We start from the raw sequence: 21,526 nt of genomic DNA, 5'->3' as shown, positions 1-21,526 counted from the left end.
AATTTAAATTAAAAGATACTCATGGCAGAATTAATTGATGCATTTGATTCGTATAGCGATTTTGATAAAAACACGTATTATATTATTTGTTTTGATAAAATTGCTTCAATTCTCAGCCTAAAAACGCCGCTTGAAGAAACAAAAGAACATATGGAAGCTATTGTTGATGCAATAAATTTGCAGTTAAACAATATAGAAGTTGTTTTTAAAAATTGGAATACTGAAGATACTAAAAATGCTGATTTTTCAATAGATTTCCCGTATCAATATCTCCTAAAAAGCACTGCGAAAAATTTGCTTATATGGATAACATTAGAACACGATGAACTGAATATTGAGTTTTATTATGACAGTTCAGATTCGGAACTTGAGAAATGGGTAATTGCTATGAATCATACGTTAAGAACTAAATTCGGATTAGACAGAACGCCTGTATTTAAAGTATTATCAAGAGATAATCACAGCTTTTTTACAGAAGATGTGCGCACTGAAGATTTTGAGTGCGATATACAAAGCATGTATAACAATGATTTTAGTCAAGTGAATGATACCATTGAAGCATCGTTGGCTATAGAAAAAGCGGGACTTATTTTATTGCACGGAATTCCTGGAACAGGGAAAACATCGTACATAAAAAGCCTGATTAGTAAGCATCATAAAAAGAATTTTATTTTTATTCAGAACGAATTTGTCAATGAATTACTGCATCCTGATTTTATATCGTTTTTACTGAAAAATCAAAATTCAATTTTAATTATTGAAGATGCGGAAAAAGTATTGACTAGTAGAGAACAAAAGAATGAAAGCTCAGTTGTTTCTACCATTCTACAATTAACAGACGGGCTATTCAGTGACTATTTAAACATAAAAATAATTTGTACGTTCAATACAAGTATTAGTAAAATTGACACAGCACTTCTAAGAAAAGGTAGAATGATTGCCTATTATGAATTTAAAGCCTTGTCGAAAGAAAAATCCAATCAACTTCTTAGCACACTAGATCATGAAGCAAGTAATACAGCTATGATATTGGCAGATATCTTTAACTACGAAAACAAAAAATTCAAACACACCGAAACAAGAAAAATTGGGTTTAATTAATGAGAGTTTGATTTAACTATTTCCTATACGTTTTATGTTTAATATCATGTATTAAATGTCAAATCGAGCGCAGTAGAGATTCAATTGAAACTTTAATGTTGTTAGCTACACTCAGTATCTACGATAATGCTCGAACTAAAAGCATATAGTTTTTAGTAAATTAAGAGTAAAATAACGTTTTTTAAGTTGAATTCACGTCAATGAAGTTTCATCTGAAAACTCTAAAAGAAAAGTAGTCTAATAATCTAACAGCGAAGCGATCTAATAGATTCCTGCCTACGCAGGAACAAGTCTAAGAGCAAAGCGATCTAAACTACTTTAAATTCTTAAGATCCTCAATAACATCCCAATTGGCTCTGACTTCCACTTTTTTCGGATAATATTTTATGACTTCTGGTTGTTTCTTTTTTAGATAATTTCCAGTGTCCCATTTTCCGTTTTTATTCGTATCATAAATCACGCGGAAATACACAAATTGCGGATCGATGTATGGAAAGTTGCAAAAAGGTTTTGGCTCTGTTAGGTACTCTTCAGCAATAACTTCTAACTTTTCATTTACAACTTGAACAATAACAGGATATTCAGATTTAGTATATGCCAATTGAATATTTCCGTAATCTTTATTTTCTTTCGTAATCAATGTATACTTTAATGTATCATTCACTTCACCATAAAAATCGGTAATTGCTTTTGGTAGCATCTGAATGTTATAACGCTGATTTTCCTTTTTCTCAAAAAATAAATCCAAACTATTATTTTTCTCGTTGAGTTTAGTAGTAAATTTTATAGGAATTGAATCTTTATTCTGAATCGAAATTGTGTTCTCATCAATTGCTGTAATAGGCGTGTTAGAAGCTATTTTAAAATCGCCGTTTGGCGGAATACTTCCTCGATAATTTACAGAAAGGTTCATGGAATCTTTTTCCAACTCCTTCAATTTTACTGTAAAATCTTTACTGTACTCACCTTTAGAAACGGTAAATAACAACGAATCTGTATCTGGTTTTAAATTTTCAAACCAATAACGCAAAGTATCTTTTTCGGGATGACGTGTAGTTTTATACCTAAAATTCTCAGGAACATCTGAGTTTATAGTAATTTTCATATCATCTACAGGACCTTCATGTCCAAAAGCAATCATGTTTTTAGAAATCTGTGCAGGACGTGTCGCTTTAAACGCTGGAATTTCTTTAAACAAAGTAATCGTATAAAAAGAATCAGTTGGAATGGTAACTTCTTGTTCTACATATCCAATTTTATCTGTTAATGGATTAAAAAGATAATTGTTGGCTTTATCTTTAAGAGCAATCATCTTATACTTTCCTGCACGTAAATTAGATAGTTTAAACTCAGTTAAGCTATCCAATGTATTTGTAATATATGTTGGTGTCTTTTTATATACCGTTGAGTCATTGTACATAGAATCAATTTCATACAACATCACAGAAACAAATTTTTCAGGCTTTCTGTTTAATGCATCTTTGATTGTTCCGGTAACTTCTAATGAATCAATATAGGAACCTGTAGAAAACACATACTTAAAATAATCATAAGGGTTTTCCTCGTTATTATCTACAATACTTTGTCCAAAATTAAACGAGTACGTTGTATTTTCTTGTAGTGTATCAATAATTTGAATATCAATATATTTACTGGCGCTACCTTGCGGATATACAATATAACCGCCTTCTTTAATTGGCGGAGAAATAATTAATTGCTTCTGAATATTTTTGACTTTAATATACTCATCAAAATAAATTCGAATTCGTTTCTCGTCAAAATTAGTGCTAAACTCTTCTGGTTGCGACTTTACCATTTTTGGCGGTGTTTTGTCAGGATCGCCACCTGTAGGATAACCACGTTTGGCACAATTGAACAATGTCAAAAAGGTCAAAGCCACTAAAGAGAAATATATAAAACGTTGTTTCATTAACTGATATAAAATATATGCGCTACAAATAAACTAATTATTTTTGGTACTTACGAACGTTTTAACTTGCTATTGACATAGTTGCTACGCTAATTTTAATATTTGGTATTTTTTGAAGCGCCAATGCACAGGCTTCTAAAGTAGCACCTGTAGTAATAATATCGTCTATTAATAGTATATGTTTTCCTGCTAGTTTCTCTGTATCCGTTATTTCAAAAGAATGTTGTGCAGTTAGCCAACGTGCAGCACGTTTTTTAAAAGCTTGCGTTTTTATGTTATTTATTTTGATAAGAATGTCCTCTATATAAACCGCTTCAAGATGAATTGCCAATTGTTTGCCAAAAGTTGTCACTTGATTATATCCACGTTTTTGCAATCTCTTTTTGTGTAATGGAACAGGAATAATGTAGTCAATGTCTTGGTAAGAAAGTTCGCCCTGTAAGCTTTTACCTAGCATATTTCCTAAAAAAGCACCAACTTCCTGTCTTCCTTTATATTTTAATTGATGTACCAACTGTTGTACTAATCCATTCTTTTTGTAGTGGAGTAGTGCGGTTGCATTTGCAACAGAAACACGTCCGTAAAATGTATGTAATACAGGGTTTTCGTGATGTTTATGAAATTCAGTAAAAGGTAAGTTGTGTAAGCATTTCGTGCAAATGTGTTGTTCTTGATGCATTAATTTATCAGAACAAGCCAAGCAAATTGCAGGAAAAAAGGAAGAAAGAATATTATTTAATATATTTGCCACACTAAAAACGTTAAATTCTTTAACATATATACTTTAAAAGTACTACTTTTTTATGAGTGGAGCCACAAAAGATACAATTCAAAAAATATTACTTATTGCACTTTCGGCAATGACAGTATCTATGGTTTGCATTTCTGTATTCAATTACAAAGACAACAAAAAGAAGGATAAATACTTAGATAACGAGAAGTCGTTGGTACAAGAAGAATTAAAAGAAATCATAAAAAATTATGCGCATTTAGCTAAAGACTATAAATCACATGCTAAAGAAGTAAATAAGGAAAAGCAAAAAGCAGAAAAATTACTCGATAATTTAGAACATACAGTGCTAGACTATGAGTCTATTTTAGAATACAGAAGAAAAATGCTTGAGCTTCGAAAAAGCAATCTTAGCTTGCAACGAAAACTTTATAACGGCATATCTATAGGGACAATGAACCCTAGTTATTAGACTTACATTTCAATATTCACTCCTTAAAAGGAAAAGATTCACACAAAAAAGACGATATTTTCTGAATATTTTCTTTACTTCGCGATACATTCAAAAAAACGAACACTAAGTAATAAAAACTTCCTCGATTGGATAAGTTAAAATTTTTTAGAGAAGCCATACGCGATATTAAAACAGCTGGAACCATTTTCCCTAGTTCCCGTTTCTTATGTAGAAGAATGTTAAAAAATATCGACTTCGATACGGTAAAAGTCATTGTAGAATTTGGACCGGGAAACGGAATCTTTACCAAAGAGATTTTAAAGAAAATACAACCGCATACTACATTAATTACTTTTGAGGTTAATGACAAATTTTTCGAATCATTAGAAAAAATACAACACTCACAGTTAATTATTGAAAAAGTATCTGCTGAAGAAGTGACACCAATTTTACAAAAACACGGTTTCGAAAAAACCGATTGTGTGGTTTCAAGCTTGCCTTTTACAAACATTCCAAGCGATATTAGTGATCGAATTTTAAAAAATGCTTACGATGCCATGATAGATAATGGCTTGTTTGTTCAATTCCAATACAGTCTTACGTACTACAAAAAACTCAAAAAAGTTTTTAACGATAAAGTGAAGTTATCCTTCGAACTTTTCAACATTCCGCCAGCTTTTGTATACATCGCTAAAAAATAGCTTGTAGCTCATATACAAACGTTTTATATTTGCGACATGGCAAAACAAGACGACCAATTTAAAAAAGTAGTATCGCACGCAAAAGAATACGGTTATATATTTCAATCAAGTGAAATTTATGATGGGTTAAGTGCAGTATACGATTATGCTCAAAATGGAGCAGAGTTAAAGAAAAATATACGCGACTATTGGTGGAAAGCAATGGTGCAAATGCATGAAAATATTGTAGGAATTGATGCTGCAATCTTAATGCATCCAACAACTTGGAAAGCTTCTGGCCATGTAGATGCGTTTAATGATCCTCTTATTGATAATAAAGATTCAAAAAAGCGTTACCGCGCTGATGTACTTGTAGAAGATCACAGAGAAAAAATTGTTCAAAAAATAACTAAAGACATCACAAAAGCTAAAAAGCGTTTTGGTGATGCGTTTAATGAAGAAGAATTTCGCTCTACAAATCAAAATGTATTACGTCGACAAAAACAAATTGATGAAATAAGTAACGAATTGGCACGTGTACAGGAAGAAAATGATTTAGAAGGTTTCAAGCAACTTATTGAGGATTTAGGAATTGCTGATCCAGTTTCAGGTTCAAAGAATTGGACAGAAGTAAAGCAATTTAACCTGATGTTTGGTACACAATTAGGTGCTTCCGCAGATAGTTCAACCAAAGTATATTTACGACCAGAAACGGCACAAGGTATTTTTGTGAATTTCCTCAACGTACAAAAAACGGGGCGTATGAAAATTCCATTCGGAATTGCGCAAACAGGAAAAGCATTCCGTAACGAAATCGTAGCACGTCAGTTTATCTTTAGACAACGTGAGTTTGAACAAATGGAAATGCAATTCTTTGTAAAACCAGGAACTCAAAAAGAATGGTACGAGCAATGGAAAAAGAATCGTATGAAGTGGCATTTGTCGTTAGGAATGGGCGAGGAGAATTACCGTTTTCACGATCACGATAAATTAGCGCATTATGCCGATGCTGCTGCAGATATAGAATTTAATTTCCCATTTGGTTTTAAAGAACTAGAAGGAATTCATTCGCGCACAGATTTCGATTTAAAAGCGCACGAAGAATATTCAGGTAAAAAATTACAGTATTACGATAATGAAACTAAAGAAAGTTATGTGCCGTATGTGGTAGAAACTTCTATTGGTTTGGATCGTATGTTTTTGGCAATTTTCTCAAACTCGTTGGTAGAAGAAACCTTGCCAGATGGATCAACACGTGTAGTATTACGTTTGCCAGCTGTATTAGCGCCAACGAAAGCTGCCATATTTCCATTAGTGAAAAGTGATGAACGCCTTCCTAAAATTGCGAAAGAAATTATGGAAGATCTAAAATGGGACTTCAATGTTATTTATGAAGAAAAGGATACTGTAGGGAAACGTTATAGAAGACAAGATGCGGCAGGAACACCATTTTGTATCACAGTTGATCATGATACTGTAGAAGACAATATGGTTACCATTCGTCATAGAGATACCATGGAACAACAACGTGTAAAAATAGAAGATGTTCGCGGAATTATTAGCAAGGAAGTTGATATGCGCGCTTGGTTAATGAAAATGTAAATTCATCTAAAAAATACAATACAAAAAAGCGACTTTTTTAAGTCGCTTTTTTCTTTTTCATATAATTTTTAGTGTGCCGAAATATTAAAATTTCAGTATTTAAAATCTATATCCTAATGAAATTCCACCTCTAAAAGTAAAATCTGGAGAATTATCGTCCAATCCGATATTTCGTCCACCACCAAGTGAAATCTCTAACATAAATCCTCTTTTGTTTACCCATTTTTTACCAATAGCTAAACCTAAGGCAGCATCAAAATATTCCTCGTCTAAGTTATCAGGATTATCTCCTGAAGCAAATTTTGAGAATACTTCTGCAAAAAGACCTTTAGCTCCATAATCTTCTTCATTAAAAAAGTAGAATCTAAAAAATGGTGTAAACGCAATTTTTTCATAATACGCCGCATTTTCATCGGTATCTCTAAGGTTTACAAAAAGTGAAGCTCCATAGCCGATAGAAGTGTCATTTACACGTTCATAACTTACATCTAAAGCCGAGAAAAATGCTGCATCAAATACATCTAAACGGATTTCGTTTTGGCGATCACCAACACCAAATTGGTCATCAGACATTGTATCTTGTGCATACGATTGAAAACCTATAAAAAGGAGTAATACGAGTAATTTTGTAGTAAAGTTGTTTTTCATAATTAACGATTTTTTTGTTATTGTTTGTTGCTTAATAACAAGAATTATACCATTAATAGATTCTACTTTCATGAAAAGGTTGCGTATTATTTAGAATAATTTTAAATAAATTAATTTAGAAAACATACAGTAAAGTCATGAGTTACTATAAATACTGGGTTTTTCAAGTTTTAATGGATTGTAATTTAGATTCAGGTTTTTAATAAAATTGGTTCAAATTGAAATTAAAAGAATGCTTTTAGTTGCACATTTCCTGTGTGAATTGTTTGTGAAGTTTCGCTTTTTCGACCAAAATAAGAAAGATTTAAGTCTAAAAATTTAGTCAATTTCTTTTGAATTAAAATGTTCCACGTAAAGTTTGTACCAGGTTGTAAACCTTCTAGCATTTGATAACCAACCGGAGAAAATGCATTTCCTGAAAAGTCATTTTGAAAATAATTAAACTCACCATTTAACGCAATTTTTTGCTGATTGCTATATGCGAATGAAATTCCAACTTTTTGCTGAGTTAAAGTTTCAGAATTGCCCACCAAATTTTCTTTGTTTTCATACTTGTAAAATACACTAAAACGACTGTTCCTGCTAAATAAATAAGAAAGCGTTGGTTCTACTTTAAATAGATTGATTTCAAAGTTTTTATTTAGAAAGTTCTCTGAAATACTTTCGGTTTTCCCTGTACTACTAACAAAATCAGTTAACCAAAACTTGCCAATTTTATGAGTAAACTGAAGTTGATGTGATGTATTGATGTTTTCTTGGGAACCAATAGAAAGTAAGTTTTTCGACTTTGCATTCAAATACGTATACGAAGTTGTATACTTCTGTTTTCCACGATTGAAAAAGAGTGCATTTCGTAAGGTTTGACTCAAACCTAAAACATTGTCACTTTCATCGCTGTCAAATGGATTGAAATTGAAATTATCATTCTCACGTCGAATCTTTTTATCTATTAAAAATGATGCTTGATTGTAAAAATGCGATAAAAACTTTTGAACACCTTTTGCATTACTTGTATTCCATTGTGTTGGATTGAATGTAACGACTTGACTGAATTTGTTTTGATGCGTTTTAATGAACACCTGATTCGGTAATAACACACGAACATAAATGGCTTCGTCAGGAAATTGTGCGAGTTCAAATTCGTTCAATTCTTGAATTCCATTTTCGTTATAATCATTCCATGTGTACACACCTTGCCCAGGATCAACTTGTACGTATGTAAACTCTTGTTGTGGAAGCGTTCCCGAATTGGTTTCGTAAACTGTATTTAAGGTTACAATTTTATTGAACAATCGCTGCTGATATATCAAACGTGAATTCAATGATTGCTCATCTTCCAAGTCTTCATCTTCCTGATTGAGCGTTCTGTAATTCACAAATAATGATAATTGTGTATTCTCGTTCTGAATTAATCGTGATTTTAAAAAGTACGTATTTGACGTATTTACACGTTGCAAATTATTGTTGCGCAAACTATCATTTACACGATATGTATAACCAACTTCGGCGTGAATTTTTAAGCTATCTCCAACACCAATAAACCCTGTGTACGCTTTAAATCGTTGACTTAATGGTGTAAAATTTTCGGTAGTAATTTCTTTTTGCTCGTTGCTTTCCAAAGCTACGCGTGCGCCAATCCAGCTTTTATCAAAACTATAGGCAGAACGTGCAAATAAACGTAAGAAATCGGATGTTGTCGTATTGGTTTCATTCTTTAAAAAGCTGCCACTAGATTGGAATTGCAATTTCCCAAATTTTAGATTGGACTCTAATACATGACGATTTCCTGTCGCGTTATTTTTAAAATCTAAATACTCAAAACGATATTGTGCAGTTCCGTTTTCTTCATTAGAAAAATCCAAACCTGTTGCTAAAAACTGCTGATTTCCAGTGTTGATGTTATTGTCTAAGTTCCAATCACGATTAAATTCAATAGAATATAAACGTTCAATAGTTTGAAATTTTTCATCAATATGATTGAAATTTGCAAAACTACCAACCTTCCATTTTTTGTCTAGCAATTGCTGACGAACGCTAACTTTTGCAGCCAAACCTTGATTGTCATCATCGTCCAAAGACGAAAATAAATTCTGGTCATTATTACTCACGCCAACTTCAAACTGTACATTCGTTTTTTCGCTTGGCGTATATGCTCCGTTTACAACAGCAACCTGTGTTTTTGTAGGAGATACAAGCTGAATGATCGGTTCGTAATTTCCTTGTGGAATACCTGCAATTGGCGAAACATATTCGTAAATGCGTCCGTTAGAAGCGGTATCTGATAAGACATAATTTCCTTGATTATCACCTACAAGTGTGAAACGTACATCAAATAAAGTATCATCTGGATTGTTAGAAAATACAAATATTTCTGCGCCGCTAATGGTTTCTTTTCGGTATAAAATTCGATTCTCTGTAAATGCTTGTTCTACAGCAGAAGGCGCAGACATTAATTGTTGATCGTCTCCTGCATCACGCAAAATTTGCACTTGCTCGTCTGATAAATTTTGTTGAATTGGCTGATTTTTGGAATCATTCTCAGAATAAATATATCCTGCAACTTTAAACTTTTCATGTTCATATTGCGCACCGCCGTATGCTACAAATCGCGTATAATTATTATCCGTAAACTGATATTCTACTGTAATACGCATTTCCGAGGTAATCGGATATTTGGATGTAAACGTAATCTCTCCTGCGTTATAATCAATAATATAATCGTTATTTTCTCCGCGTTCTACAGGCAATCCGTTGACATATACCGTTTCACTTCCCGAAATAATCAAAATAAACAATTCTTCGTTTGGACCTGTCAATTTATACGGACCTTGATTTCCTTCTTGTCCTTGAAACCTACTTTGTGTATAACGACCGCGTACTAATGCTCCAGAAGCAAAAAGTGTCGTTTTTCCATTTTCACCAGGCAAAACTGCGGTTACACCAACACCTTGTACTTTCTTTTGAAAACGCATAAAATCAGTCGTGGTATTTTCCAGATTTACGTCTCCTGCGCGTATTTTCCAGTTCTTGCTTTCTAGTTCAATAAAAACCTGATCAAATTCATCCAAACGCTGCGAATATCCACTTTCTTGTATCGGAATATTAGCATCTTGTATAGACGCGCGAAGTGTTACATTTTCAGAGATTTTTCCAGAAATTTGTAAATCGAGTTCAGAGTTTAATACAGAGTTTTGGTTGTTTCCAATAGTCACACCACGGGAAATGCTTCCAGAAGTATTTAAACCATCAAAAAGACGTGTATTTTTAGGTTCTTTATTCGTGCTAAGTGAAACAATTTTATCAATATCAATCGGGTTTTGAACAATAGAATTTTTATTAAAACCTGTGTATTTCTTGGTTAAAAAATCTGGGTATTTGGTATAGCTTACGCGAATAGAATCGGTACTTATTTTTGATAAATCTAAATAGAGAATCGCTTTTGTAAAATCAATTCGATAGGCAGTGGAATCAATCTTTTTATTTTTCTTATCTGTGAGTTTAAATTGAAACGGATTGATACTTACCGAATCTAAGACAATGGAATCTTTTACAGCCACTTTTTTGATACGGCGATTTTCTGTTTGTCCCTGAGCATTTACAGCGAAAAACAATCCGACACAAAAAAATAGAAAGAGTGACTTCATCTACAACTAAACTAATTCCAATCAAAAATATTTTAAATTTCGCAGGAAAAGAAGCTTTTTAGTCGAAAGGATGCTTTTCTCATAACAATCTGTTGGTTTGAAAAGTGTTTTTCTTGTTTATGAGTTTATAAGTTGAGTAGTTTATAGATTGAATGGTTTTAGACTTTGATAATTTCTTTGTTACGTCTTTGCGAGAATTTTGTGAAAATTCGTGGCAATCTCGTTCAAAGAAAGTTTAGACTTTACTTAAAAACAGACTGCCGCGTCGTAAACTCCTCGCAGTGACGTTTTTGATAGTTTAGTAGTTTGTAAATTGAACGGTTTGGACTTTGATAGAAACACAAATCCACAAAAAACGAATTAACAAAAATTGAAGTTGAATAGTTTAAGTTTTGAAACAAAAAGTATTTCTTTTAAGACCCAAGACCCAAGACCCAAGACCCAAGACCCAAGACCCAAGACCCAAGACCCAAGACCCAAGACCCAAGACCCAAGACCCAAGACCCTACTTCTGACAATTCACCTGTACTTTTACAAAAAAGTCATTGATTTTTCGTCGGTACTGATTTAGCAAATCCAAATCGATTGCATAGAAGGTATTTTTTCCTTGTTGTTTTTGTTTGAGTAAGTGTATTCTCTTGATTTCGGAAAGATGTTGAGAAACTGTAGGTTGTGCCAAACCTGTCGCTTTTACTAAGTCGTTACAATTGCAATATTCATTTTTGCTAATGTGTTGTAACATGGCAATTCGCGCTGGATGTCCTAAAACTTTCGTAATTAAAGCCGTTTCATTTTGGTATTCATCGAAGATGTGATTCTTTGTAATGCCCATAACATAAGTTGTAACGTGATATTACAATAAAGATATAAAAAGCAATATAATTTTGCTGCTTTTTATATCTTTTATTTCGTGAAATTTTATTTTTTTGTTTCCCCAAATAAGCGTTGAAAGAAACTTTTTGTTTTTTTAGAAGCTTCTTCTAGAGTTTCTTTTGCTTCCTCAGTGAATTCTCCTAAACGTTCACTTGCTTCTTCGGCAAATTCACTTACTCTTTCCTTGACATCTTCGTAGACTTCTTTTGCTTCTTCACTAATTTCAGAGAATTTATCTTTTGCAACTTCTTTGTATTCGTCGTATTTCTCTTTGGCTTCGTCTGCAAACTCAGAAGCTTTTTCTTTTGCGTCTCCAAATGCTTCTTTCGCATCTTCGGCAAAATCGGCAGCTTTCTCCTGCGCTTTTTCAGAGAACTCAGAAAACTTTTCTTTTGCTTCGTCTGCAAACTCAGAAGCTTTCTCTTTTGCATCTCCGAATGCTTCTTTCGCATCTTCGGCAAAATCGGCAGCTTTCTCTTGTGCTTTTTCCGAAAACTCGGAGAACTTCTCTTTTGCTTCACCTGCGAATTCTGAGGCTTTTTCTTTTGCGTCTCCAAAAGCTTCTTTGGCTTCGTCTGCAAATTCGCTTGCCTTTTCTTTTGCTTTATCTGCGAATTCGGAAGCTTTGTCCTTAGCGTTATGTATGCTTTCTTTTACTTCATCTTTGATTTCTTCAGCTTTGGTTTCTCTCACTATTTTTGCTTTGTGTACAACTTCTTCGGAGTCTTCTGTTTTTTTTGGTACGTTATTCGTGTCTTCACTCATGATTGTTTTTCTTTTGATGATACTTTATTAGTTTACAATGTCATGTGTTTGTTACAATATTTAATGTCAAATTATTGTTGCGCTAAAATCTAGAAGTTATTTTTTATTGAATGTTAAAATGGCTAATTCACTTGTATTATTAGCAATTAACGGAACAATATTCTTTTTAAAATTGTCTAGGCCTTTTTGTTGAAGTTTCTCTATTTCGCCTTTATACGCGTAGAAGATTTCATTCCCAACTTTTATACTTTTGAGTTCCATACTGTACAAAGAACCGTTCGTATCTTTAAAAAAGATAGTCATAAACGTCTTTTTCTCGGCGTCCATATCTGCTTTTTCATATAAAACAACATGAGGTTTGAGTGTAGGACGTTTTTTGTATTTACTTAATTTTTTGTCAAGCTCGGCAAAAAGTTTTTTGGGTTGAAGGCTTAAATGTTGCCCGTAACGAGATTTGATTTTGTTATAATCCGTTACATTACTTGCTGCAAATATTTTTTTTAAGTCTTTCGCATCAGCTAAAAAACCATAAAAAGCATTGGCGTTTTTCGTGTTGATGATTTCTGCAAGTGTAGAAATATCTGTTTTAATTGTTTTTTCAATTTGCGCTTGTCCAATGGCACAGACAAGAAATAGTAAGAGTGAAAGTCTTCTCATTATTCTTTAAAGTTATATATGTTGGTTTTATAATTAGGTAGGTTTATATAATTGTTTCTGGCGTAATTAAACCCTATTTAAAAGCATCATCATTAGGTTCCCAAAGTTCAATTTTGTTCCCTTCAGGATCTACTATCCAACCAAATTTTCCGTAGCTATATTCTTCTACTTCTCCAACAATGGTGACTCCTTCTTCTTTTAAAACCGCCAAGAGTTCTACCAAGTTTTCTACTCTAAAGTTCATCATGAACTGTTTTTCACTTGGTAGAAAATACTTGGTGTCATTTGGAAACGTACTCCATTGTGTAGAACAGTCGTTTCCTTCTTTATCTTTCCACCAAAATGTACAGCCGTAATCATCTACAGGTAATCCTAAATGTTTTCCATACCAATTTTTTAATCCTTTTGGGTCTTCTGTTTTAAAGAAAAATCCGCCTAAGCCAGTGACTCTATTTTTCATTCTTAGTTTTGTTATAATTAGTTTTCTTTTTTATATAATAATAATGCGGAAAGTAGCGAAACAATTGTTCCGATAACTAAAACCATCATCAACGTGACAAAAAAGACAAGTGTTGAATTTTGAAACACTTCACTTCGTTTTAAAATGGATGCTTTGTCAATATCCTTTATTGCTTCTGATAAGTTTTGAGTTTCCAACAAACCAAATTCATACGCAACATAACTTTCTGAAAAATCAGGGTTAATAGTAGCAATATAAATTGCGTCAATCAGTCCAAAAGCAATTGCCACAAAGGAGGCAATTCCAAAACCAATAACAAAAGCAGTTTTATAATCAATTTCACCTTCAAGATCATGATTTTTGTAGTGTTTAATTCCAAAATACACAAAGCTCAGCGATAAAATCATGGTCAAATATCCAATGAATCCATGTGTTTTAAACTCCAATGCATAACCAAAATAGAGTGCTGACGAAAAGAGAATGGAAGCTAAAATAAAACTGTAAATTCCGTATTTGAGCACTGTATTTTTCATTGTTGTAAAATTTAAGAGTTCTGTCCCCAAACTAAAGCAGACACTAAAAATAGTTTTCCTGCAAAAGGATTAATTCGGTCGTACTAAGGTAGTAATTTTATAGAATTGGAACTATACTTAACGCTATAGATATTTAAGGATTCACTCTATGTAATATGTATATCTTAATTACTTTTTCGTTGCAAAGTCAAAGCAGATATCAATGATATGATGATTCCAAAAATGAAAACCATTGAAAACATTAATATAGCACCAAAAGATGGCGTTCCGTATGTTTTCATCATTTCTTTTGCGTCTGCAATGTCTTTAATTTTTTGATCTGCAGGAATGTCAGAAGCATTGATATTATCTATGCTATATGCTAAATAATCCTGTGGGAATTCAGGATATATATAACTCACAAATAGGAAATCGATAATAGCAAAACCGATAGCGGCGCACAATGCGATTAAAATACCTATAATGAATCCTTCTTTAAAATTTACAGCACCATTATTTTCATAATCTCTGTAGTGTTTGATGCCAAAATAAATAGGAATTAAAGATACAGCCATGGTTGTATATCCAATGACTTCTTGTGTTTTGAACGATAATTCTTTTCCAAAGTATAAGCCCAGAAAGAAAATTACTAAGGCGATACCTAATGCGTAGAGTCCATACTTTTTTACTGTTGCTTTCATTGTATTAAGTTTTTATGATTAGTGGTTCAAAAGTAGGAGAATGTGTAAAAAACGCACTCATACGAAAGTACCAAATCGCTCATACTAAGGTAGCAATTTTATAAAATAGGCAATATGTTACGCTTTTTTGCTTTTATATTATCTCATGTATCTTTTGATATTTGACGATTCACTCCAAGTACCGCAATACACATTTTTTCCATATACTTGTTTTCCATTTTTTGTTAATGAAAAAAACTCACTACAGGTAACATATAATTCGCTATCATGTATGTTTTCAGTAAAATTTAAGTTTTTAAGAATTTTTTCATGTCGAATGATTCGCTTTATTCTTCTTTCGGAAATCAATCTTTTTTGTCCATAATCAATAAAGTAATAGAGGTCGTTTTCTTTGAGAATAGTTGCTTCTTTTTTCCTTGAAATAAAGCATGCACCTAAGCTATAATTTAGCGTAATACGCTCATTGTTTTTTAATGATTCAACATAAGAATGAGTTTCTGCAAGTCGTTTTTTGGAAGTTTTCTCTGTTTCCAGAATGATTTTTTTAGAACCACGATCTGATGTAAAGCTAAATTCAACAGAATCAATTCCAAAAACTGTATCATATTTTAATCGATATTCCCCTTTTTCTAAGTTAGAAAACCAATTAATGTGGCTTATAGAACCACAATTTGCATAGATTAACGAATCATTTTTGTAGAAATGATAGTCTGTTATACGATGTTCTTTTATGGGTTTTAATTCAATGCGTAGATAGTTGTTTTGCGAAAGCACATTTGTCAACATAAAAAATAACGCTAACTGAAAGAAGGTTCTAATTTTGGATATACACATTTGATGGAAATTTACAATGAAGATTGAAACTACTAATTTCTTCATCTGTAGTAAAATGAGTATTTGTGAATGTATAGTTTTATTGAGGTAAGTAGTGCTATGAATTAGGCAATATATTCAACGCTTTTGCTTTTTGTATTGCTTGTGTACGTCGCTTTACATCTAATTTTGTGTATACATTAGACACATGTGTTTTTATAGTGCTTTCTGAAACGAATAGGAGTGAAGCAATTTCCTTATTGGAATGTCCTTTGGCAAGTTTACATAAAACTTCATATTCACGTTTACTCAAACCCAAATCTTCAATCTTTTTTGTGTCTATTTCAGGTGTAGGAACTACAGATTGTGCTGTGTTTTTTCGTTTGTTTATATATAATCCAACAAAGAAAAAGACAATAGCAATTCCTCCAATAATATATTCAATAGAAGTGTTTTTAGAAATCAACGAATATTGACTCAATTGGAGCAATGCCAATAATGCGATGATAAGTACACCAAATATGAAAATCGTTTTTTTCATTTTTACATCTAATGAAAATGAACTTTGAATTTATCTACAATAGTTTGTGCTAATTTCTCTTTGCTTTCTTTGGTCCAACCTGCAACATGTGGAGATAATAGCACATTTTCTGCTTCAATTAAGTATTGAAATGCAGCTGGCATTTGATTGTCATTGAATAGATTTTCAAATGAACTTTTTTCATATTCCAATACATCCAATCCAGCACCTAAGATTTTCCCAGATTGTAATGCTGCTACCAAATCTTGCGTGACTACACTTTTTCCACGTGCCGTATTTATAAACCAAAAGTTGTGTTGAAACGCTTCAATGAATTCTTTGTTCACCATATTCATTGTTAACGGTGTTTGTGGCGTGTGTAAACTTAGGACAGTAGCGCGTTCTTGCAATTCAGCTAACGAAACCTGTGTTGCGTTTTGATCTCCAATACCATCTTTTAAATCATAAAAAAGTACTTCAACATCAAAACCGCGTAATTTTTTGGCAAAGGCTTTTCCCATGTTTCCATAGCCAATAATTCCAACCGTTTGCCCATCGAGTTCAAAACCTCTATTGGCTTCGCGCAACCATTTTCCATCACGAACTTCTCTATCGGCTTTGTTAAACTTGTTGAATAACGATAAAATCATTCCGAGTGCATGTTCTCCAACGGCATTTCTATTGCCTTCTGGTGCAGAAATAAGCTTGATGCCTTGCCTTTCTGCAAACTCACAATCAATATTTTCCAAGCCTGCGCCAACTCTTCCAATAAATTTTAAGTTGGTCGCTTTCGCTAGAAATTCTGCATCAATCTTGAATCGACTGCGAATAATAAAACCGTCATAGTTGTGAATTTTAGCTTCAATTTCGGCTTTTGTAGACGTATAATCTTCATGATTGATATGTCCCAATTCTGCAAATTGATTTATAAGCAACGGATGATTTTCATCAAGGTGTAATATGTTCACGTGTTAGATTTTTGGGTATTCTGTTTGCGTTTTTTCGTGTTGTACATTCCCTGTATGCGCTGTAGAAAGTTTTTCAAAAAGTAATAAGTGTACTTCTTCGCCATCTTTCGTGGCTGGACAATGTTCAACCCCTTTGGGTACAACAATAAGTTCACCTTCGTTTACGGTAACCGTTTTGTCGCGAAACTTCATAAAGAGTGTTCCTTTAATGACTTGAAATAGTTCGTCTTCGTCTTCGTGTGCATGCCATACAAATTCACCTTGAATTTTAGCTAAAATCACTTGCATATCGTCAACAATTGCAATTTGGCGCGGATGCCATTGAGTGTCAACGAGTTTAAATTTGTCTTTGATATTAATTGCGTTCATGCAACTAAATTACGAGATTTTAGAATGTTTTCATCATAATATTGAAAACAAAATCTTCTTTTCCGATGGTAAATGATTGTGTATGATGTTTATGAAAGTCCTGCGCTTTGTAAAAATTTATAGCATGTTGATCCGTGTGGAGTTCTTTCAGCCAAATACGTTTGATGTTGAGTTTTTGAATTTCTTCAAAAAAATCTATTTTCAGTTCCAAACCGTTTCCTTCTGAAATATAATCTTTTAGGATGTATAGTTTTTGAAGTTCAGCAGCTTCACTATAGTTTGTGTCGGGAACAGGAATGTCTTTTTTTAATTTGGCATATCCTACCGGAAGTGTTTTTACATAAGCAATCCAAAATATATTTTCACTCTTTTGAAGCGAACTCTCCATTTTTTCTACGGAAAAATTTTTATCAATATACTGTCGGAGTTCTTCTTCAGAAATAAATAAATTACCGAAAGATTCAGAAAAGTTAATTTTTGCCAATAATGATATAAATTTTGCGTCTGCGGGAACCGCTTTTCTAATTGTATGATTTTCCATTCCTTTTGAACCTTGAATTCGATAATTATCGGCTTAGAGTTGTTTTATATATCTGATATTTAATTTGTTACGATATTTAATTTGTTTGGATATATTTTGATTTTCGACACGTTAATTCGATAATCACGGTTTACTTCTCTTTTTTCTCAACAAATTTAATACTTCATTTGTCTCATCATTAACGATTTAAAAAATATAATATTATGAAAAAACAAACAAAAATTTTAAAGTTAAAGAAAGCAACAATCTCTGAATTAAACATTGCTAAAGTAGGAGAAATTATTGGAGGAAAAACTGGAGCAGGTGGTCCTTTTGGCGAATGTGTTTCTACGTATGATTTTAGACCGTGTTTTACATCTCCATGTGAAGCTACGCAAGGTTGCTAGGTGGTTAACAATAAGCATTTTAAAGCGAGCTTCGGTTCGCTTTTTTTATAATCTTTTTTACCGATTAGAATACATTAAATACACAGATTATTAACCATAATTTTTTTACCATGAAAAAACAAATTAAAATATTAAGATTAAACAAAACGAAAGTTTCTGAGCTAAGTTTTACAAACTTAAATGAAGTAAAAGGAGGAAAAAGTGGGAATGTTGAAAATTGTCCAACATCACCATTATGTTTCTCTAGACCAGACAGAGACGAATGCTATATCATTACCGAAGGTGGAGCATGTTCTGTACTAATTGATTGTAACGGAACGATATAATGGTATGCGTTTAAAGTGAAATTAGATTCACTTCTTTTTTTTCAATTGCAAGAGCGGACTTCGGTTCGCTTTTTTAGTTGAGCACTTTATTCATTACTAAATTTTCATAGGTATTAGATTCCATTGGGAAATCTACATTGCCTATTGAAACATAACCTTGTCTTTCATAAAAAGTAATTGCTCTATCATTATTAATATAGACTTCAAGGTTAAGTTCGGTAAAACCATTTTGACGTACTTCTTTCTCCGCTTCATTAATAAGTTTGTACCCAATCCCTTTTCCGTAAAATCTTTCCAATACATACAGTTTGCTTAATTCGGGAACATGTGTTTTTCTAATCGGACAAGTACTATCATAGATTATTTCAGCCGCTCCAATCGGGTTTCCATTTTGATATGCAATGATCAATCGACTTGGGTTTTCTTTGATTATATTTTCAATATTTTCAGTTGAGAATCTATGTGTAATAAAGTTCGAAAATTCAAAAGTTATTCCGTCAATTGCGTATGTCTGAATATAGACAGTTTTAAGTAAAACAGATATTCTCAAAGCATCTGAAAGTTTCGCTTTCCCGAATGAAATTTCGTTCATTTTTGGTTCAGATTATAATTGTTTCCCAGTTTTCTAGTATGACGTACACTACCTAAATATACGCATTGCGATTATTTTAAGTATAGAAATTATCCAGATATAGCGAAAATGCATACATGGAGGTAATTCATTTATATACCAATAATCAATTTGGCAATCATGAAGTAGATTAAAATTCCGAAGATGTCATTACTTGTCGTAATAAATGGACCTGTAGCAATTGCTGGATCAATTCCACGTTTGTTTAAGAATAGTGGAATAAACGTACCAATAATTCCTGCAACTATGATAACAACAACTAATGAGGCTGATATTGCTAAGGCTTCAACAGGACTTTCTTTCCAAAACCAAACAACAAAAAAGAGAATGATTGCCAGCGCCAAACCATTTAAGAGTGCCAATAACATTTCTTTCCATAATCGGTTGTTTACACTTCCTTTTATATCATCATTTGCCAAACCTTGCACTATTATTGCGCTCGATTGTACACCAACATTTCCTGCCATGGCGGCAATTAGCGGTGTAAAGAAGAATAGAATAGCGTATTTGCTTATCATTTCTTCAAAACCTTCCATAATAGCTGCAGCACCAATTCCGCCTAGTAACCCTAAAAATAACCAAGGTAAACGTGCACGTGTGAGTTCCCATATACTATCATCGGCTTCTACATCTTGTGTAATACCAGCAGCAAGTTGGTAATCTTTTTCGGCTTCTTCACGAATGACATCTACAATATCATCAATCGTAATACGGCCAACCAATCGCTTCATTTCATCAACTACTGGAATGGCTTCTAAATCGTATTTAGACATGACTCTTGCCACTTCTTCGGCTTCGTCATTTACATTTACATAATCTACTTTTGGGATGTATACATCTTTGATATGTGCTCTGGTAGACGTTGTCAATAAGTCTTTGAGTGAAAGTCTTCCTTTTAAAATTCCATCATCATCAATTACGTAGATAGAATGTACACGTGTAACTTCTTCTGCTTGTTTGCGCATTTCTTTTACGCAGGTGAGTACATTCCAGTTTTCATTAGCACTAACCAGTTCTTTTGCCATCAATCCACCAGCAGTATCTTCATCATATCGAAGTAACTCTACAATTTCTTTGGCGTGTTCCTTGTCTTCTAATTCCGAAATTACTTCTTGCTTTCTTCCTTCTGGAAGTTCAGAAATAATATCTGCAGCATCATCTGTGTCAAGTTCATCAATTTCTTCAGCAATTTCTTTGACAGAAAGATTTTCAAGTATTTTTTCACGTACATCATCGTCAACTTCCGTAAGAATATCGGATGTTTTTTCACTGTCTAACAGTTTAATTATGTAGGTGGCTTCTTCAAGATTTAATTCGTCAATGATCTCAGCAATATCTGCATAGTGAAGCTCTTCTAGTAATTCTAGAAGTGTAGCATCTTTTTTTTCCTCAATGTGCTTTTCTACTTGCGCAATGAGTTCATCACTGAGTTTAAATGGAGTCATTTGCTATCTTGATGGTTAAATCTACGAATCCTTGAACGCTTAGTTGTTCAGGTCGCAGCCCAAATATAGTATCTTCTTTTAAATTATTGGACAGATTGAATGTTTTTAAACTGTTACGAAGTGTTTTTCTTCGTTGTTGAAATGCTGTTTTTACGACTCTGAAGAATAATTTTTCATCACATGGAAGTGAATAATTTTCTTTTCGAATGAGTCGCATTACGCCAGAATCTACTTTTGGTGGAGGATTAAATACGTCTGGCGGTACAGTAAATAAATATTCCGCATCATAAAACACTTGTGTTAAAACGGAGAGTATTCCATAGGTTTTGTTTCCGTGTGGAGCGCAAATACGTTGTGCTACTTCTTTTTGAAACATTCCGCTAAACTCTGGAATTTGATCGCGCATTTCTATCGTTTTGAATACAATTTGCGTAGAAATATTGTACGGAAAGTTTCCAATGATGGCAAATGCTTCGTCTTTGAATGTTTTTTTAAGATTGTATTTTAAGAAATCTTCTTCCAAAATTCGATCTGAAAGTTGCAAATAATGCGCTTGCAAGTATGCCACCGATTCCGTGTCAATTTCGCAAACATAGGTTTTAACAGGTTTTTTGAGTAAATATTTTGTCAAAACGCCCATTCCAGGACCAATTTCTAAGACATTATCATACCGATTCAGCGTAAGCGTATCTGCAATGCGCTCTGCTACCTCTTCGTCTTTTAGGAAATGTTGTCCTAAATGCTTTTTTGCTCTTACTTTATCAGTCATT

General features: G+C 33.0%; 24 protein-coding genes. 6 read left to right on the top strand and 18 right to left on the bottom strand.

What is annotated here, in order from left to right:
- The first annotated feature begins 21 nt into the window (after positions 1-21).
- Positions 22-1,101 carry an AAA family ATPase gene (locus tag ACRBBL_RS15010; RefSeq protein ID WP_431369886.1) on the top strand — a complete coding sequence of 360 codons (1,080 nt, stop codon included), beginning with the start codon at positions 22-24 and terminating at the stop codon, positions 1,099-1,101.
- Positions 1,102-1,414: 313 nt separating this feature from the next.
- Here the strand turns inward: ACRBBL_RS15010 and ACRBBL_RS15005 are convergent, their stop codons facing one another.
- Positions 1,415-3,031, bottom strand: coding sequence for an Ig-like domain-containing protein (locus ACRBBL_RS15005; protein ID WP_431369885.1), 1,617 nt, complete (start codon positions 3,029-3,031; stop codon positions 1,415-1,417).
- 61 nt (positions 3,032-3,092) lie between these two features.
- Positions 3,093-3,782 carry a ComF family protein gene (locus ACRBBL_RS15000; protein WP_431369884.1) on the bottom strand — a complete coding sequence of 230 codons (690 nt, stop codon included), beginning with the start codon at positions 3,780-3,782 and terminating at the stop codon, positions 3,093-3,095.
- A gap of 52 nt (positions 3,783-3,834) precedes the next feature.
- On the opposite strand from ACRBBL_RS15000, the gene ACRBBL_RS14995 reads away from it, so the two are divergent.
- From ACRBBL_RS14995 to ACRBBL_RS14985, 3 genes are all read left to right on the top strand, one after another.
- The gene (locus ACRBBL_RS14995; protein ID WP_431369883.1) at positions 3,835-4,233 is read left to right on the top strand and encodes a hypothetical protein; all 399 of its coding nucleotides are present in this window, start codon (positions 3,835-3,837) and stop codon (positions 4,231-4,233) included.
- A gap of 128 nt (positions 4,234-4,361) precedes the next feature.
- Positions 4,362-4,916 (top strand): class I SAM-dependent methyltransferase, encoded by a 555-nt coding sequence (locus ACRBBL_RS14990; RefSeq protein ID WP_431369882.1) that lies wholly within the window; start codon positions 4,362-4,364, stop codon positions 4,914-4,916.
- Between the two features lie 36 nt (positions 4,917-4,952).
- Entirely contained in the window at positions 4,953-6,497 is a 1,545-nt protein-coding gene (locus tag ACRBBL_RS14985; protein WP_431369881.1) for a glycine--tRNA ligase, read from the top strand.
- A 99-nt stretch (positions 6,498-6,596) separates the two neighbouring features.
- Here the strand turns inward: ACRBBL_RS14985 and ACRBBL_RS14980 are convergent, their stop codons facing one another.
- From ACRBBL_RS14980 to ACRBBL_RS14920, 13 genes are all read right to left on the bottom strand, one after another.
- Complete coding sequence (locus ACRBBL_RS14980) at positions 6,597-7,145, bottom strand: hypothetical protein (RefSeq protein ID WP_431369880.1); 549 nt, start codon at positions 7,143-7,145, stop codon at positions 6,597-6,599.
- 224 nt (positions 7,146-7,369) lie between these two features.
- Positions 7,370-10,789, bottom strand: a complete 3,420-nt coding sequence (locus tag ACRBBL_RS14975) for a hypothetical protein (RefSeq protein WP_431369879.1) — start codon at positions 10,787-10,789, stop codon at positions 7,370-7,372.
- 505 nt (positions 10,790-11,294) lie between these two features.
- Positions 11,295-11,621 carry an ArsR/SmtB family transcription factor gene (locus ACRBBL_RS14970; protein ID WP_431369878.1) on the bottom strand — a complete coding sequence of 109 codons (327 nt, stop codon included), beginning with the start codon at positions 11,619-11,621 and terminating at the stop codon, positions 11,295-11,297.
- A gap of 86 nt (positions 11,622-11,707) precedes the next feature.
- A complete protein-coding gene (locus ACRBBL_RS14965; RefSeq protein WP_431369877.1) occupies positions 11,708-12,427 on the bottom strand; it encodes a hypothetical protein in 720 nt (239 codons plus the stop codon).
- A 96-nt stretch (positions 12,428-12,523) separates the two neighbouring features.
- A complete protein-coding gene (locus ACRBBL_RS14960; RefSeq protein ID WP_431369876.1) occupies positions 12,524-13,084 on the bottom strand; it encodes a hypothetical protein in 561 nt (186 codons plus the stop codon).
- Positions 13,085-13,157: 73 nt separating this feature from the next.
- Positions 13,158-13,544 carry a VOC family protein gene (locus ACRBBL_RS14955; protein ID WP_431369875.1) on the bottom strand — a complete coding sequence of 129 codons (387 nt, stop codon included), beginning with the start codon at positions 13,542-13,544 and terminating at the stop codon, positions 13,158-13,160.
- 17 nt (positions 13,545-13,561) lie between these two features.
- The gene (locus ACRBBL_RS14950) at positions 13,562-14,077 is read right to left on the bottom strand and encodes a DUF4199 domain-containing protein (protein ID WP_431369874.1); all 516 of its coding nucleotides are present in this window, start codon (positions 14,075-14,077) and stop codon (positions 13,562-13,564) included.
- Between the two features lie 164 nt (positions 14,078-14,241).
- On the bottom strand, positions 14,242-14,757 hold the full coding sequence (locus ACRBBL_RS14945) for a DUF4199 domain-containing protein (protein WP_431369873.1): 516 nt from the start codon (positions 14,755-14,757) through the stop codon (positions 14,242-14,244).
- Between the two features lie 138 nt (positions 14,758-14,895).
- Positions 14,896-15,636: a hypothetical protein gene (locus ACRBBL_RS14940; RefSeq protein WP_431369872.1), complete on the bottom strand. Its 741-nt coding sequence runs from the start codon at positions 15,634-15,636 to the stop codon at positions 14,896-14,898.
- 52 nt (positions 15,637-15,688) lie between these two features.
- Positions 15,689-16,111 (bottom strand): response regulator transcription factor, encoded by a 423-nt coding sequence (locus ACRBBL_RS14935; RefSeq protein ID WP_431369871.1) that lies wholly within the window; start codon positions 16,109-16,111, stop codon positions 15,689-15,691.
- Between the two features lie 8 nt (positions 16,112-16,119).
- Positions 16,120-17,058: a 2-hydroxyacid dehydrogenase gene (locus ACRBBL_RS14930; RefSeq protein ID WP_431369870.1), complete on the bottom strand. Its 939-nt coding sequence runs from the start codon at positions 17,056-17,058 to the stop codon at positions 16,120-16,122.
- 3 nt (positions 17,059-17,061) lie between these two features.
- Positions 17,062-17,427: a cupin domain-containing protein gene (locus ACRBBL_RS14925; protein ID WP_431369869.1), complete on the bottom strand. Its 366-nt coding sequence runs from the start codon at positions 17,425-17,427 to the stop codon at positions 17,062-17,064.
- 19 nt (positions 17,428-17,446) lie between these two features.
- On the bottom strand, positions 17,447-17,968 hold the full coding sequence (locus tag ACRBBL_RS14920) for a GNAT family N-acetyltransferase (protein WP_431369868.1): 522 nt from the start codon (positions 17,966-17,968) through the stop codon (positions 17,447-17,449).
- A 203-nt stretch (positions 17,969-18,171) separates the two neighbouring features.
- Here ACRBBL_RS14920 and ACRBBL_RS14915 point away from each other — a divergent pair, with 203 nt between their 5' ends.
- Together ACRBBL_RS14915 and ACRBBL_RS14910 are read left to right on the top strand one after the other, a co-directional pair.
- Positions 18,172-18,354 carry a hypothetical protein gene (locus ACRBBL_RS14915; protein ID WP_431369867.1) on the top strand — a complete coding sequence of 61 codons (183 nt, stop codon included), beginning with the start codon at positions 18,172-18,174 and terminating at the stop codon, positions 18,352-18,354.
- A 110-nt stretch (positions 18,355-18,464) separates the two neighbouring features.
- Positions 18,465-18,680 carry a class I lanthipeptide gene (locus ACRBBL_RS14910; RefSeq protein ID WP_431369866.1) on the top strand — a complete coding sequence of 72 codons (216 nt, stop codon included), beginning with the start codon at positions 18,465-18,467 and terminating at the stop codon, positions 18,678-18,680.
- 73 nt (positions 18,681-18,753) lie between these two features.
- Here the strand turns inward: ACRBBL_RS14910 and ACRBBL_RS14905 are convergent, their stop codons facing one another.
- From ACRBBL_RS14905 to rsmA, 3 genes are all read right to left on the bottom strand, one after another.
- A complete protein-coding gene (locus ACRBBL_RS14905) occupies positions 18,754-19,272 on the bottom strand; it encodes a GNAT family N-acetyltransferase (protein ID WP_431369865.1) in 519 nt (172 codons plus the stop codon).
- A 131-nt stretch (positions 19,273-19,403) separates the two neighbouring features.
- A complete protein-coding gene (mgtE, locus tag ACRBBL_RS14900; RefSeq protein ID WP_431369864.1) occupies positions 19,404-20,756 on the bottom strand; it encodes a magnesium transporter in 1,353 nt (450 codons plus the stop codon).
- Complete coding sequence (gene rsmA, locus ACRBBL_RS14895; protein WP_431369863.1) at positions 20,743-21,525, bottom strand: 16S rRNA (adenine(1518)-N(6)/adenine(1519)-N(6))-dimethyltransferase RsmA; 783 nt, start codon at positions 21,523-21,525, stop codon at positions 20,743-20,745. Before rsmA ends, mgtE begins: the two co-directional genes overlap by 14 nt.
- Between the last annotated feature and the right edge of the window lies 1 nt (position 21,526).

It is taken from the genome of Kordia sp., assembly GCF_050633145.1.
In the GTDB taxonomy this organism is placed as follows: domain Bacteria; phylum Bacteroidota; class Bacteroidia; order Flavobacteriales; family Flavobacteriaceae; genus Kordia.
The sequence above is the reverse complement of the archived record's forward strand: the minus strand, read 5'-3'. Positions and strand labels throughout refer to the sequence as shown.

Coding starts and splice junctions, on each gene's coding strand:
- ACRBBL_RS15010 (WP_431369886.1), top strand. CDS start 22: ATGGCAGAATTAATTGATGCATTTGATTCGTATAGCGATTTTGATAAA.
- ACRBBL_RS15005 (WP_431369885.1), bottom strand. CDS start 3,031: ATGAAACAACGTTTTATATATTTCTCTTTAGTGGCTTTGACCTTTTTG.
- ACRBBL_RS14995 (WP_431369883.1), top strand. CDS start 3,835: ATGAGTGGAGCCACAAAAGATACAATTCAAAAAATATTACTTATTGCA.
- ACRBBL_RS14985 (WP_431369881.1), top strand. CDS start 4,953: ATGGCAAAACAAGACGACCAATTTAAAAAAGTAGTATCGCACGCAAAA.
- ACRBBL_RS14980 (WP_431369880.1), bottom strand. CDS start 7,145: ATGAAAAACAACTTTACTACAAAATTACTCGTATTACTCCTTTTTATA.
- ACRBBL_RS14975 (WP_431369879.1), bottom strand. CDS start 10,789: ATGAAGTCACTCTTTCTATTTTTTTGTGTCGGATTGTTTTTCGCTGTA.
- ACRBBL_RS14970 (WP_431369878.1), bottom strand. CDS start 11,621: ATGGGCATTACAAAGAATCACATCTTCGATGAATACCAAAATGAAACG.
- ACRBBL_RS14965 (WP_431369877.1), bottom strand. CDS start 12,427: ATGAGTGAAGACACGAATAACGTACCAAAAAAAACAGAAGACTCCGAA.
- ACRBBL_RS14960 (WP_431369876.1), bottom strand. CDS start 13,084: ATGAGAAGACTTTCACTCTTACTATTTCTTGTCTGTGCCATTGGACAA.
- ACRBBL_RS14955 (WP_431369875.1), bottom strand. CDS start 13,544: ATGAAAAATAGAGTCACTGGCTTAGGCGGATTTTTCTTTAAAACAGAA.
- ACRBBL_RS14950 (WP_431369874.1), bottom strand. CDS start 14,077: ATGAAAAATACAGTGCTCAAATACGGAATTTACAGTTTTATTTTAGCT.
- ACRBBL_RS14945 (WP_431369873.1), bottom strand. CDS start 14,757: ATGAAAGCAACAGTAAAAAAGTATGGACTCTACGCATTAGGTATCGCC.
- ACRBBL_RS14940 (WP_431369872.1), bottom strand. CDS start 15,636: ATGAAGAAATTAGTAGTTTCAATCTTCATTGTAAATTTCCATCAAATG.
- ACRBBL_RS14935 (WP_431369871.1), bottom strand. CDS start 16,111: ATGAAAAAAACGATTTTCATATTTGGTGTACTTATCATCGCATTATTG.
- ACRBBL_RS14925 (WP_431369869.1), bottom strand. CDS start 17,427: ATGAACGCAATTAATATCAAAGACAAATTTAAACTCGTTGACACTCAA.
- ACRBBL_RS14920 (WP_431369868.1), bottom strand. CDS start 17,968: ATGGAAAATCATACAATTAGAAAAGCGGTTCCCGCAGACGCAAAATTT.
- ACRBBL_RS14915 (WP_431369867.1), top strand. CDS start 18,172: ATGAAAAAACAAACAAAAATTTTAAAGTTAAAGAAAGCAACAATCTCT.
- ACRBBL_RS14910 (WP_431369866.1), top strand. CDS start 18,465: ATGAAAAAACAAATTAAAATATTAAGATTAAACAAAACGAAAGTTTCT.
- ACRBBL_RS14905 (WP_431369865.1), bottom strand. CDS start 19,272: ATGAACGAAATTTCATTCGGGAAAGCGAAACTTTCAGATGCTTTGAGA.
- mgtE (WP_431369864.1), bottom strand. CDS start 20,756: ATGACTCCATTTAAACTCAGTGATGAACTCATTGCGCAAGTAGAAAAG.
- rsmA (WP_431369863.1), bottom strand. CDS start 21,525: ATGACTGATAAAGTAAGAGCAAAAAAGCATTTAGGACAACATTTCCTA.